A 13,125-nucleotide genomic window follows, 5' to 3' on the forward strand; every position below is an offset into this window, starting at 1 on the left:
AAACGATGAGTGATTCATCGTTTTTTTTATTTGGTACAAGAAAATAAGAGGAAGAGAGGAATACGTAAGCGACGTTTATACTCTTCTTCATCTTGAAAATAGGTTGGATTTGGTGTAGCTTCTTTTAATGATGTAATGGTAAATCCGGCTTGCTGTAATAATGTGAAATACTCTTCCGTTGTACGATGATATTTAATAACTTCTTGGTCAATCCATGGTTCAACCCGTTTGCCTAGTTTAAAGTAATCATCGACGAGCCAACTCGTTCTTTTACCACTTGTTTGTAAGCTTTCAAATGAAGAAGTAATAACGGGATGTTGAACGCTAAAGGTAAAGGTGCCATTTGTTTTTAAAGTTTGAAATACATTTTGAAAAATAGTATCAAGATGTTCAATATAATGTAAGGCGAGTCTAGATGTTACTAAATCAAAAGTGGAAGAGGGGTAGGTATAATCTTTGAGGTTTAAAAAATGAACAGATCCATTTTTATTTTCTAGTTGTTTTTTAGCTTTTTCATACATAAGTTCGGAGCCTTCAATGCCGGTGTAAGAGTAGCATCCCTTCTCTAATAATTCCGCGCCAAACTTAGCATCACCACAGCCTAAATCGAGAATTTGTTTTCCTTGTACATGACCAATGAGCTGAAAGAATACTGGTTTTTCAATGGATTCATTTGGGCTATTTTCTCGGTATCTTCGTTTCATATATTGTTCGAAAAATGCTGTGTTATTGTATACATCAGATTCTGTAAATGCCATGTTTGAAACCTCCCGAAATATTTTTTTAATTCTATCAAATATGAAAAGTAAATGATAGATTTATTGTAATGAATCATATATAATCTAGAATTGTAAGCGGTTACTTTAAACTATTTTTCTATAATAAATTCTGAAAACGTGTTAAGCTAGTAGAGGGATTATTAGAACTATTAAGACAATAATCCGCTTACATGAACGATGGGAGGCTTCACGATGTCTAGTAAAACACTTGCGAAATTTTTAGAAGAAAATTTAGAGGATTTAAAATCAAAGGGGCTTTATAACGTAATTGATCCGCTTGAGAGTTCAAATGGACCGATCATTACAATTGGCGGAAAAGAATATATTAACTTATCTTCAAACAACTATCTGGGATTAGCAACAGATAGCCGTTTGCAAGAAGCAGCAATTGGTGCTATTCATAAGTACGGTGTTGGAGCAGGGGCTGTTCGTACAATTAACGGTACTTTAGATTTGCATATTAAGTTAGAAGAAACAATTGCAAAGTTTAAACATACAGAAGCAGCAATTGCTTATCAATCAGGATTTAACTGTAATATGGCAGCGATTTCAGCTGTTATGGATAAAAATGATGCGATTCTTTCAGACGAATTAAATCATGCATCTATTATTGACGGTAGTCGTTTATCAAAAGCAAAAATTATTGTTTATAAACATTCTGATATGGAAGATTTACGCCAAAAAGCAATCGCGGCGAAAGAATCAGGTCTTTACAATAAATTAATGGTAATTACAGATGGTGTCTTTTCGATGGATGGAGATGTTGCAAAACTACCAGAAATTGTTGAGATTGCAGAAGAGTTAGATTTAATGACATACGTAGATGATGCACACGGTTCAGGTGTACTTGGAAAAGGTGCAGGAACTGTAAAGCACTTCGGTCTTTCTGATAAAGTTGATTTCCAAATTGGTACATTATCAAAAGCAATTGGGGTAATTGGTGGATATGTAGCAGGGAAACAAAACTTAATTGACTGGTTAAAAGTTCGTTCACGTCCATTCTTATTCTCTACAGCATTAACACCAGCTGATGCAGCAGCTTGCATGAGATCAATTGAAATCTTAATGGAAAGCACAGAGTTACACGATCGCTTATGGGAAAATGGCCGCTACTTGAAACAAGGATTAAAAGAACTTGGCTTTAACATTGGGGAAAGTGAAACGCCAATTACACCTTGTATCATTGGGGACGAAGTATTAACACAAGAATTTAGTAAACGTCTAAATGAAGAAGGTGTATACGCAAAATCTATCGTGTTCCCAACTGTAGCAAAAGGAACAGGGCGCGTTCGTAATATGCCTACAGCAGCTCATACGAAAGAAATGTTAGATGAAGCAATTCTTAAGTATGAAAAAGTAGGAAAAGAAATGGGCATCATTTAAGTAACGACATCTTTTGAATAGCTTGCAAATGAGGAGTGGGGAAAATGAAAAAAATTCTAGTAACCGGTTCTTTAGGGCAAATTGGTTCTGAACTAGTAATGAAACTTCGTGATGTATACGGCGCATCAAATGTTATTGCAACAGATATTCGTGAAACAGACAGTGAAGTAGTAACGTCTGGTCCATTTGAAACGTTAGATGTAACAGATGGACAAAAACTACATGATATCGCAAAGCGTAATGAAGTAGATACAATTATTCATTTAGCAGCTTTACTTTCAGCAACAGCAGAAAAAAATCCGTTATTTGCATGGAATTTAAATATGGGTGGACTTGTAAATGCTCTAGAAGCAGCTCGTGAATTAAACTGTAAGTTCTTCACGCCAAGTTCTATCGGTGCATTTGGTCCATCGACGCCAAAAGATAATACACCGCAAGATACAATTCAGCGTCCTACTACGATGTATGGGGTAAACAAAGTAGCAGGAGAATTACTATGTGATTATTATTATCAAAAGTTTGGTGTAGATACGCGCGGTGTCCGTTTCCCAGGTTTAATTTCTTACGTAGCTCCTCCAGGAGGCGGAACAACTGATTATGCAGTTGAAATTTATTATGAGGCGATTAAAAAAGGTGCATACACCTCATACATTGCTGAAGGAACGTACATGGACATGATGTATATGCCTGATGCTTTACAAGCGATCATTTCATTAATGGAAGCTGATCCAAGTAAGCTAGTGCATAGAAATGCATTTAACATTACAGCAATGAGCTTCGAGCCAGAGCAAATTGCAGCGTCAATTCGTAAACACATTCCGACGTTTACAATGGATTATGCAGTAGATCCAGCTCGTCAAACAATCGCTGATAGCTGGCCAAACTCTATTGACGCAACAGCAGCAATGAAAGAGTGGGGCTTCAAAGCAGAATACGATTTAGACAAAATGACAACTGACATGCTGGCTAAGTTAAAAAAAAAGCTCACAGCTGAGTTAGTGATGAATTAATAGGAAGAGTCGATTCTTAGGAATCGGCTCTTTTTATTTGTATTTTGGTAATATACAAATAATTACAAATGTGATAGAATGAGTTAATTTGTGTGTAAAGGGGAGACAGGGAATGGAGAAATGGGAATTAGCAAAGGAAATTTACAGTACGTCACGTTTAACGGGAACATTTAAGCTTCGATCAGGACAAGTATCAAATCAATATTTTGATAAGTACTTATTTGAATCTAATCCAGTACTGTTATTAGAAATTACTAAACAGTTGAAAGAGCTCATTCCTCCTGATACAGAAGCACTCGCTGGTTTAGAGATGGGAGGAATTCCAGTAGCAACGGCATTATCTTTACAAACAGGTATACCGGTCGTATTTGTAAGAAAAGAAGCGAAGAAGTACGGCACATGTAAGTTAGCAGAAGGCGTTAATATTGCTGGGAAAAATATTTGTGTTGTTGAGGATGTTATTACGACAGGTGGTCAAATATTATTAAGCACGAAAGATTTAAGAGAACTAGGTGCGAAAGTACATCATGTTCTAGGTGTGATTGAACGAACGAAAGAGGGAAGAGAAAACTTATTAGCAGATGGTTTACAACTACATTCTTTATTTACAATGGATGAGTTAATTGAAGGAGAAAAGCAACATGCAAAGAGTTGATGTCGTATATGCACTAATACATGACGAAGAAACAGATAAAATATTAATGGTACATAATGTAGAACAAAACGTTTGGTCATTGCCAGGTGGGGCTGTGGAAAAAGGTGAAATATTAGAGGAAGCACTAATAAGAGAAGTGAAAGAAGAGACAGGTTTAACTGCTACGTTAGGTGGACTTGTTGCGATCAATGAAAAATTCTTTGAAGAATCAGGGAATCATGCGCTATTTTTTACATTCCGAGCGAATGTAGAAAAAGGTGAACTTATTGCGGAAGATGAAGGTGAAATTTCTGCAGTAGAGTGGGTGGATCGAACAATTGCGAATGAGCGCTTCCCATACTATGACGGAGGATTTGAATATTTGTTAGAAGTAGCCATTCCATACAAGTTTCAACCAGAAACAAAGTAATTGAACGAAAAAACAGGAGCCACAAGGCTCCTATTTTCTATTCAATCGTCTTCAGTAATAATTTTTTCAGTAATGGTTTAATCTTCAGTCGTAAATCTTCAGCGTGATTTGCAACTAAGAAGTGATGGTTATAAATGTTTTTCATCAATTGATAAGTTGCTTCTTTCGCTTCGCCTTCTTCGATGAAGATACCGATTACTTCCATACCACTTTTACGCGCGAGTTTAACAGCTTCATGCGTATCTAAAATTCCGTCTTGTTGATAGTCTAGCGCAGAAGGCTCACCGTCTGTGAAGACTAGTAAGAATTTATGTTTCTCAGGTCTTTTGGCAAGCTTTTCAGAAACGATACGAATAATATATCCGTCGCGGTTATCTTCTTCTTCACGAAGTTGCATAATTTCTGGACCAACGTTTGGTAACGTTGAGTTTTTATAATTTACAACTTCATGGATAACGTTCGGCTTATCTTCAGGTTTAGCGCTAGAGGCATCTTCCCAAAATCCGCTAATAGCGTGCGGGATTTTTAAAGATTTTAAAGCTTCATGGAATAGTACAACACTCTTCTTCGTTTCTTCCATTTTGTTATACATAGAACCAGAACAGTCAACTAACAGTTGGAATGCAACGTCGAGCTCTTGTGATTCTTGCCCTTTTTTATAAAACATGCGAGGCTGCTTTTCAGTATAAATACGAAGGAATTTCTTACGAAGTCTTCCGTAATATTTATCACTATTTGCATTCGTTTTATTTTCAATCGTTTTTTCGATAATTTTCTTTAATTCTTTTACATCTTTATTAACGACTGATTTGATAGCTTGGTAATCCTTTTTCTCATCAGGATTTGGTTTACGTGCTTCTTTAAATGTATGAGAAGCGCCAGTGTTATATTTACCATATGCACCATCATTTTGACTAGAAGCGTGTGAAGCCCTTGCTTCTTCTGTATCAGCGCCATCAAAGTTGGATTGTGTACTTTTTTGAGAAGTACCTTGTACAGAACCAAGTGCTTGGTCGCCATCTTCTGATTCACGAGCAGTATCGCCCATCATGTTTGTTTTTGTTCCGCTTTCTAATTCAAAGCGTAAAAAGTTCTCGTTTTCGTTATTTTTATTTTCACGATGCCATGTGGAGAAACTTTCATCCATTTTGTTTTTATTTTCATCGTCATCTATAAGCTGCGTATCATCATTTGCTAAATCTTCGACGCGACAGTTCTTTTCGTCTGCAAGAACAGATAAATAAAGCGGTGCATGTCCGAAATAGTTGTTAAGCATATCACTTTCAAGAAGCTCCTCTAAGCGGTAGCGAATTTTCTCAACGATATACATAATATCTTCCGTATTACGAGCTTGGAATGTTTCATGCAAAATAGCTTCAATTTGTTCGAAATATTCATTATTAAACATTTCATATTTATCGCTCGTTAATGAAAGATAGCATAGGCAAAATAGACGATCACCGTGATAGTTACGAACGCGATTGATTTCATTTTGTGAGCTAAAGTAATTGCGATACATTTCTTTTCTTCTTTTAAAAACATGCTTCGTGCCAGGACGTAAGTTCTTTACAATTTCCTCAACGCGTAAATCTTCTAATAGAACAAATAATTGTGTTAAAAACTTTTTTAGGGGCGATTCTTGCAATTCAATCGCATAAGAACGAATTAAAGTCATGTCCGAGTAATGTTTATTACCAAGTGCTTTTAAGAACACTTCGCTTTTTAATCCGATTACTGTATCTTCTTCTTTTCGATCATCCCAAAAGTGACTAATGACAACTTTCTTTTCAATTTCGTCGTAGTATGCTTTATAGCCATATTCAAGATAGGCATCGTCTTCTTTTAGAAGGGCATACATTAAGTTTTCCATTTGTAGAAACAGCGACGCATCAATTTTTTTGTCACTAAAAATTTGTCTCATAAATTATCCCTCAAAGAAATAACTTTCTGCTAATTCACGGACAGTCATTTGTTCTGTTTCATCATTAAGTTTTGCAATTATGCTTCGTTCAATCGCTCGCATAACAGGAATATATACACCTAAATCACATGCGTCGATAATGCCACGAATACTTGCCGCTTCTTCACTTACACGTCCATCGCGAGCTAAAGGCATAAGGTCGCTTGCAAAGGCAACGAACTTTTCAATTGTTGCAACATCTTTTAATTTTGATTCTGCTAATAATAATTCTTTTAATGTATCACCTTGAATGTAAGGAACTTCAATAATAACGAAACGGTTTTTTAACGCTTCGTTTAGTTCACTTGTTCCAACGTAACCTTCGTTAATCGCAGCAATTACACGGTATTCGTCATCACCGTATACAACCTCTTGTGTAAATGGGTTTGTGATCATTTTACGGTAATCTAATGCGCCGTGAAGAAGTGGTAACGTTTCAGGTTTTGCCATATTGATTTCGTCAATATATAGGAAGTGACCGTTCTTCATTGCTTTCATAAGAGGACCGTTAACGAATGAAACTTCAGATGCACCATCTTTCGTTTGTAGTGTGTTGTATCCTAAAATACCCTCTACATCTAAGTCGACAGAGCAGTTAATGCTATGCATTGGTTTTTGGAATAAAGAAGAAAGAGTTTCCGCTAGTACTGTTTTACCACTACCAGTCGGTCCTTTTAATAGAATGTTCTTGCCAAGAAGAAGTGCTGTAATCGCATCTTCAATAATGCTATTATCAGACGCTTTATATATTTTCGTTCCGATTAAATGTGCATTTTCACCAGCTTCTTGCTTATTCTTTTCATGAATCGTAGAAAGCTGTTGTTTTAAATCAGCATGTATATGAAATTGTTCTAACATGTATTTCCCACCTAACATTATTTTCATAAAGTAATACATCTTATGATAACTTGTTTTAATATGGTATGCAAAGAAAAGGAAGGGGGATAAAGGGAAAAGAAAAAGCAATCAAGATGAAGTTGATTGCCTACAGTAAAGGAGAAATAAGCCTCATGAAAGACTCCAATATGCGTTTTTTTATACTTCTTTTTTGGAAAGAGTTCCATTTAATTTCAGTTGAATGTTTAAAATCTTCTTCAAAATCACGTTTAATATCGTGAACTGTTTTTGATTCATAAAGTACACTAATAATTTCGTAATTCAATTCAAAGCTACGTACATCCATGTTCGCTGTTCCAATAGTTGCAATTGTATCATCAACGAGTACAATTTTTGCATGCATAAAACCATCTTTATAACTGTAAATAGAAGCACCAGCTTTTAAAAGCGGAGTGAAATAGGATTGAGATGCTTGATCACTAATGATGCTATCACTTTTACCTGGATATAAAATCCGTACATCTATTCCGGCAATTGCACTTAAGCGTAATAATGTTAAAGTTTCTTGATCTGGAATAAAGTAGGGTGTAGCGATCCAAATGGATTTTTTTGCAGAGCCCATAACAGCTAATAATGTATTACGAATACTTTTATCATCGGAGCTTGGTCCGCTTGCTACGATTTGAACAGCACCTTCTGCATTTGAAATCTCTTTACCTGGGAAGTATTGTCTATTCATGAATTGATCCCAGGAATAAGTATTTAAACCACTAGAGGCATAGAGCCAGTCTTCTAGAAAGATTGCTTGTAATTTATATAATGCTTTTCCTTCTATTTTTAAATGACTATCACGCCAAACAGGAAATTTCTTGGAACGGCCAAGATATTCATCACCGACATTGAGTCCTCCGGTAAAACCAATTTCGCCATCTACAATAACAATTTTTCGATGGTTACGATAATTGACAGTTTCAAGTAACCAAGCTGAAAAAATAGGGTCAAATTCTACAATTTCAATCCCAGCTTCTTTCATAGGGTGCAAAAATCGTCGTCTTAACGTATTACTTCCAAGGCCATCATAAAGGAAGCGTACAATAACACCATCTTTTGCTTTTTGTATTAAAGCATCTCGAACTTTTGTACCAATTTCATCAGATTTATAAATGTAGTATTGAATATGTATATGATGTTTTGCTTGCTCTATAGCTCGCAAAATTTCTGAAAATGTTTGATCTCCGTTTGTTAAAAGTTTTGTAGTTGTTTTATCTGCAGCAGGACCGCCTCCAAATTTTTGTATGACTTCTGTTAAATGTATGGAACGTTCATTTAGTGGGACTGTGAGTAATAACTCTAGTCTTCTTCCTTCTAATATTTCACGGAATAATTTTCTTTGTTCTTCTGAACGATGGAGATGTTTTTTTCTTCTCCAGCGGCTGCGCCCGAAAATAGCGTATAATAGCACACCTATAATAGGAAGAAGTGCTAATACTAAAAACCATGCTAATGTACTTTGTGGAGATCTATTTTCTATAAAAATAACGAATGAAATTCCTACGATTGTGATGGACCATAGAGCACCGACAAATGTATATAACGAGATATACGATGTATTTAATAGGAACAGAACGATAGATACAATTGTAAATATTAATAGTAATTGAACGATAGGCTTCTTCATTTCTATATAATTCCCCTAATCTTTTTTCAATATAGACTTCTTAAATAGAAGATGTAATATGACATCTTTATTATAAGGTGTTTTGCTTTTTTTACAAAATATAGACATTTCACCTATACTTTCCGCATTTGTCCTACATACAGTGTACTATCCCATTTTTTATCCCACTCTTAACGCATATGAAAATGAAAAAATCGAAAAGGAGCGGAGAAACATGAATTATATAGAAAATAATGGATTGTATTATCGAAATCATCATGGAGGACACAATCATGGTGGGCACAATCATAACGGTGGACATCATCACCATGGAGGACACAATCACTATGATCACCATCATCATCACGGAGGCGGATGGGGCTGGGGTGGTGGTAGTTCATGGGGAGGCGGATTTTTCCCTGGAAGCTTTGCAGGAGGAGTGTTAGGCGGACTGACAGCTGGTGCATTAACAGGTGCAACAAGTGGAGGGTATTATCCGGCTCCATATCCAGTAGCTTATCCGTCGCCATACCCTGTAACGTATCCAATGCCATACCCAGGTTATCAGCAAATACCATATTCGTATTAAACTAAAAAAGAGGCTATCCTCTTTTTTAGTTTAATACGGTATTTATTTATAAAATACTTCCAAAATTAAGGTGAAAATATGTTAATATTTTGTTATTGTAATTCAAAAACGTATACATTGATGTAGAGTTTTATATTATTATTCGTGAATAGTTATGTAGTATGTTCTAATTTCTATTTCGTTATTAAAAACAAAGAGATCAGATGTGAGTGGTATTAGTTGGAAACAAGGCTTGCATAGAGCCACTTAAAGGGATTGCAGTATAATAAGGTACGAAATAATTAGGGAGATGAGAAGCTACTATTTATAATTAGAACGGTATAATATTGCTTTTTATTACAAATAATATTATGTTATTTTAATCGGTCTATTCAAAAAGATAATTTATGTAATGGGCTAGTATTAGAAAATGAAATATCTCTATTTCTATGAAGAGAAACAGGTTGTGTTTTAGTCAGATAGAAGCAAGGAGAGATGCGCATGCTAGAACAGAGAGGTCATGCATTATATGACTCTTCATTGCGAGATTTAAAGTTAGCATTAGATGAGTCTTCAATTGTTGCAATTACAGATCGAAAAGGTCTTATTACATATGTAAATGATAAATTTTGTGAAATCTCTAAATACAAAAGAGAAGAATTAATTGGAAAAGATCACCGTATTTTAAATTCAGGACATCATCCAAAAAACTTTTTTCAAGACTTATGGAAGCGTATTTTGAATGGGAAAGTATGGACAGGTGAGATTCGGAATCGAGCAAAAGATGGTACATATTATTGGGTCAAAACAACAATTGTTCCATTTTTAAATGAAAAAGGAGAGCCATACCAGTTTATCGCAATTCGAAATGATATTAGTAGTAGAAAAGAAGCGGAACATAGATTGCGGCTAAGTGAAAGTCGTTATAGGGAACTTGCCTATCATGATGCTTTAACGAGTTTGCCTAACCGTTTACAATTAATAACGACCGTTAACGAATTGATTGCAGATAAAAAAGAATTTGGTATGATTTACTTTGATTTGGACCGTTTTAAATTAGTAAATGATACATTAGGTCATATGATAGGGGATTTACTTTTAAGTGAAGTTGCTTCAAGGTTGCATTATGTACTAGGAGAGAAAGATGTTCTGGCTAGGCTAGGTGGCGACGAATTTGTGCTGTTAACAAAAAATCATAGACAAGATGATATGAGTCAGTTAGCGACATCTGTGTTGTCATGTTTTCAGGCACCATTTATGCTGGAAGGCCATGAAGTATACATTTCAGCTAGTCTGGGACTTTGTTCTTATCCACAAGACGGACAAGATGTGGAAACGTTATTGAAAAACTCTGACTTAGCTATGTATAGTGCAAAAGAACAGGGGAGAAACGCTGCGTGTTTCTTTACAGATGAGCTACGCGCGAAAATAAATCGTAGAATGAAAGTTGAGTTTGCTTTGCAAAAGGCAATTCGTGATGAAGAGTTAGATGTAGCATTGCAGCCTATTATTGATTTGAAAACGAAGAGATATTCTGGTATAGAAGCTCTAGTACGTTGTATGACAGAAGACGGACCTATTTCACCAAGCGAATTTATCCCTGTAGCTGAAGAGTCTGGACTTATTATAAAACTAGGAGACTGGGTATTAGAAAAATCATGTCGCTTGTTTAAAACATTGCCGAATTATCAAGAAGGACTAAAGTTATCTGTGAATTTATCTATACAACAATTAATGCAGAAACGTTTTATTTTATCAGTACGTAGCATTTTAAAGAGAACTGGTTTTCCTCCGAACCGTTTAATATTAGAAATAACGGAAAGTATTGCAGTCCGCCATTTTGATTATATTATTGCTACATTACAAGAATTAAGAAATATGGGTGTTTTAATTGCTTTGGATGATTTCGGAACTGGCTATTCTTCCTTATATTATTTAAAACAACTACCACTGGATATTGTAAAAATTGATCGTAATTTTATTCGTGAATTTCATTATGATCACGCACAACCAGAACGAACGATTGTAAAATCCGTTATTGAAATTGCTCATAGTTTAAATTTAGCAGTAGTTGCTGAAGGAGTAGAAACAGTAGAGCAAGAGAGCTTGTTGCAATCAATGAGCTGTGATTATGTACAGGGATTTTATTATGCGAAACCTTTATCTGTAGGAGAGCTAAAAGAAAAGTTAATTACAGATTTTTAATAAAAAAGAGAAGCCAGCAGCTTCTCTTTATTTAATCCGTTTTTTGTGAGTCTTTCATTAGTACTGGATAAAGAATAAGACCTAATACGAACAATCCAATTCCTAAGAAGAATGTTTTTAAATCAGCAGTTCCCGTTTTGATAACCCAAATGGAGTATATCAACGCTAATGTCGTAATGATTCCATCTTTTACTCGAGATCCTGGCAGTATATCATACGTTTCTCCTGTAATAACTAATTTTAATTGGTACAAGGTAGAAACAAGGTATGGAATTAAATAGGCTAATGTTGCTACGACGATAGCGAAACTATACGCTTCTGAAACAGTACCAGAAATCGTTGAAAATAAGAAAATTTGCGTCATTACATTTGTAATCAATAATGATTTTGAAGGACTACCTTTTTTATTTGTTTTCCCGAAAAACTTAGGGAAAAGTCCATTTTTTGCTGCCTGGTAAGGTACCTCTGAACTAACAACAATCCAGCCAACTGTAGATCCAAATAAAGATATAAGAGCGAGTAAAGCCATTATATATGCACCTTTATTTCCAATTGCTAAATTTAATGCGTCTACTAATGGTTTTTGAGACTCTTTTAAAGCATCTTGCGGAAGAGCTCCCATTGTAAGTAAAGTAATTGACATGTAAATAAGAAGAGCGATAATTAATCCGAAAATCGTAGCTTTTTTTACATCGCGCTGTGATTTTGCACGATTAGAAAGCATAACTGCTGATTCAATACCGATAAATGCCCAGAGTGTTGCAATAGCAGCTGAATTGATTTGTCCACCTAATGAGATTGATTGTCCTGCTTCATTCATAAAGGTTTGACCGTCTCCGAAATTAGAGGCGTTGAAAATGAATAATGTAATTACAATAAACATTGTAAATCCAATAATTTTTGCAATGGTAGCAAGTAGATTCATGTTTCCAGCTCGATCAATATTTTGAGAAAGAATATATTGAATTCCCCACAGCATAAGGCTACATACGAGGAAAGTTAATCCTTTTCCGAGTTCCAGTGAAAATCCATTTATTGAAAAAAGAATTTGCTTACTTTGTAAAACTGGAAAGAATGTTGATAAATATCCAGCAAAGGAAATAATAACAGATGCTGTTGCAGCCCAGTTAGCAGCCCAATATCCCCATGCCATACTATATCCTGCAACTTTACCAGCTTTTTTTGAAGGAAACATCGCTTGAGCATAGCTTTGTGGTCCAGCTTTTAATTCTGGTTTCCGAATCGCTAAATTTCCAAATACAAGTGCAATCATAAATACGCCAAGGCCTGTAATACTCCATGCGAGTGTAGAACCCATTGGCCCTGATACTTGTGCTAAATTTGCTGGAAGCATAAATACGCCACCGCCAACCATATTCCCGATAACAAATGCTGTTAAAACCCATAATCCCCATTTTTTCGTTTCCATTTTTGTTAACTCCTTTGTAGTAAGTTTTGCTTAAACATCATTTTTTACTAGCTTTTTGACAATAAAAAAAGAGCCATGTAGATAAAAAAATACCTACATGGCTCTTTCGCCAAAGCGTAGGTACAACGGGAATAACCCTTGTACCTACGCGTAATTTTTCCGCTAGGTTTCAAGGGTTACGTATGATGATGATGTTTTTGTGCAAATGTAACTACAGTTGTTGTATAAGTAAG

Annotated in this window: 11 protein-coding genes; 6 read left to right on the forward strand and 5 right to left on the reverse strand. The window is 35.4% G+C overall.

Translation table 11 applies throughout. The features are described from left to right. Positions 1–26 precede the first annotated feature (26 nt). Positions 27–758: a class I SAM-dependent DNA methyltransferase gene (locus MR107_RS06960; protein ID WP_000885972.1), complete on the reverse strand. Its 732-nt coding sequence runs from the start codon at positions 756–758 to the stop codon at positions 27–29. Positions 759–971: 213 nt separating this feature from the next. Here MR107_RS06960 and MR107_RS06965 point away from each other — a divergent pair, with 213 nt between their 5' ends. The 4 genes from MR107_RS06965 to MR107_RS06980 all read left to right on the forward strand — a co-directional run bounded on the left by MR107_RS06965 (position 972) and on the right by MR107_RS06980 (position 4,236). Then, positions 972–2,162 (forward strand): glycine C-acetyltransferase, encoded by a 1,191-nt coding sequence (locus MR107_RS06965; protein ID WP_000095905.1) that lies wholly within the window; start codon positions 972–974, stop codon positions 2,160–2,162. A 44-nt stretch (positions 2,163–2,206) separates the two neighbouring features. Continuing rightward, positions 2,207–3,172 carry an L-threonine 3-dehydrogenase gene (locus tag MR107_RS06970; RefSeq protein WP_000723149.1) on the forward strand — a complete coding sequence of 322 codons (966 nt, stop codon included), beginning with the start codon at positions 2,207–2,209 and terminating at the stop codon, positions 3,170–3,172. A gap of 112 nt (positions 3,173–3,284) precedes the next feature. Then, on the forward strand, positions 3,285–3,827 hold the full coding sequence (gene pyrE, locus MR107_RS06975; RefSeq protein ID WP_000417037.1) for an orotate phosphoribosyltransferase: 543 nt from the start codon (positions 3,285–3,287) through the stop codon (positions 3,825–3,827). Further along, positions 3,814–4,236, forward strand: coding sequence for an NUDIX hydrolase (locus MR107_RS06980; protein ID WP_001189941.1), 423 nt, complete (start codon positions 3,814–3,816; stop codon positions 4,234–4,236). The genes pyrE and MR107_RS06980 overlap by 14 nt, the downstream gene beginning before the upstream one ends. A gap of 37 nt (positions 4,237–4,273) precedes the next feature. On the opposite strand, the gene MR107_RS06985 is transcribed toward MR107_RS06980, so the two are convergent. From MR107_RS06985 to MR107_RS06995, 3 genes are all read right to left on the reverse strand, one after another. Next, the gene (locus MR107_RS06985) at positions 4,274–6,157 is read right to left on the reverse strand and encodes a vWA domain-containing protein (RefSeq protein ID WP_001248875.1); all 1,884 of its coding nucleotides are present in this window, start codon (positions 6,155–6,157) and stop codon (positions 4,274–4,276) included. Positions 6,158–6,160: 3 nt separating this feature from the next. Further along, entirely contained in the window at positions 6,161–7,054 is an 894-nt protein-coding gene (locus tag MR107_RS06990) for an ATP-binding protein (RefSeq protein ID WP_000892971.1), read from the reverse strand. A 127-nt stretch (positions 7,055–7,181) separates the two neighbouring features. Next, positions 7,182–8,711 (reverse strand): cardiolipin synthase, encoded by a 1,530-nt coding sequence (locus MR107_RS06995; RefSeq protein ID WP_000743025.1) that lies wholly within the window; start codon positions 8,709–8,711, stop codon positions 7,182–7,184. 214 nt (positions 8,712–8,925) lie between these two features. Here MR107_RS06995 and MR107_RS07000 point away from each other — a divergent pair, with 214 nt between their 5' ends. Both MR107_RS07000 and MR107_RS07005 read left to right on the forward strand, forming a co-directional pair. Next, positions 8,926–9,279: a hypothetical protein gene (locus MR107_RS07000; RefSeq protein WP_001106379.1), complete on the forward strand. Its 354-nt coding sequence runs from the start codon at positions 8,926–8,928 to the stop codon at positions 9,277–9,279. Between the two features lie 480 nt (positions 9,280–9,759). Next, positions 9,760–11,463, forward strand: a complete 1,704-nt coding sequence (locus MR107_RS07005; protein ID WP_063225515.1) for a putative bifunctional diguanylate cyclase/phosphodiesterase — start codon at positions 9,760–9,762, stop codon at positions 11,461–11,463. A 31-nt stretch (positions 11,464–11,494) separates the two neighbouring features. Here MR107_RS07005 and MR107_RS07010 read toward each other — a convergent pair whose 3' ends face one another. Then, on the reverse strand, positions 11,495–12,892 hold the full coding sequence (locus MR107_RS07010; RefSeq protein WP_000448447.1) for an amino acid permease: 1,398 nt from the start codon (positions 12,890–12,892) through the stop codon (positions 11,495–11,497). Between the last annotated feature and the right edge of the window lie 233 nt (positions 12,893–13,125).

The organism is Bacillus cereus group sp. BfR-BA-01441, assembly GCF_022663075.1.
Lineage (GTDB): Bacteria > Bacillota > Bacilli > Bacillales > Bacillaceae_G > Bacillus_A > Bacillus_A cereus.

What these genes read in the sequence shown, in the direction of transcription:
- MR107_RS06970 (WP_000723149.1), top strand. Translation starts at nt 2,207, where the DNA reads ATGAAAAAAATTCTAGTAACCGGTTCTTTAGGGCAAATTGGTTCTGAA.
- pyrE (WP_000417037.1), top strand. Translation starts at nt 3,285, where the DNA reads ATGGAGAAATGGGAATTAGCAAAGGAAATTTACAGTACGTCACGTTTA.
- MR107_RS06995 (WP_000743025.1), bottom strand. Translation starts at nt 8,711, where the DNA reads ATGAAGAAGCCTATCGTTCAATTACTATTAATATTTACAATTGTATCT.
- MR107_RS06965 (WP_000095905.1), top strand. Translation starts at nt 972, where the DNA reads ATGTCTAGTAAAACACTTGCGAAATTTTTAGAAGAAAATTTAGAGGAT.
- MR107_RS07010 (WP_000448447.1), bottom strand. Translation starts at nt 12,892, where the DNA reads ATGGAAACGAAAAAATGGGGATTATGGGTTTTAACAGCATTTGTTATC.
- MR107_RS06990 (WP_000892971.1), bottom strand. Translation starts at nt 7,054, where the DNA reads ATGTTAGAACAATTTCATATACATGCTGATTTAAAACAACAGCTTTCT.
- MR107_RS06985 (WP_001248875.1), bottom strand. Translation starts at nt 6,157, where the DNA reads ATGAGACAAATTTTTAGTGACAAAAAAATTGATGCGTCGCTGTTTCTA.
- MR107_RS06980 (WP_001189941.1), top strand. Translation starts at nt 3,814, where the DNA reads ATGCAAAGAGTTGATGTCGTATATGCACTAATACATGACGAAGAAACA.
- MR107_RS06960 (WP_000885972.1), bottom strand. Translation starts at nt 758, where the DNA reads ATGGCATTTACAGAATCTGATGTATACAATAACACAGCATTTTTCGAA.
- MR107_RS07000 (WP_001106379.1), top strand. Translation starts at nt 8,926, where the DNA reads ATGAATTATATAGAAAATAATGGATTGTATTATCGAAATCATCATGGA.
- MR107_RS07005 (WP_063225515.1), top strand. Translation starts at nt 9,760, where the DNA reads ATGCTAGAACAGAGAGGTCATGCATTATATGACTCTTCATTGCGAGAT.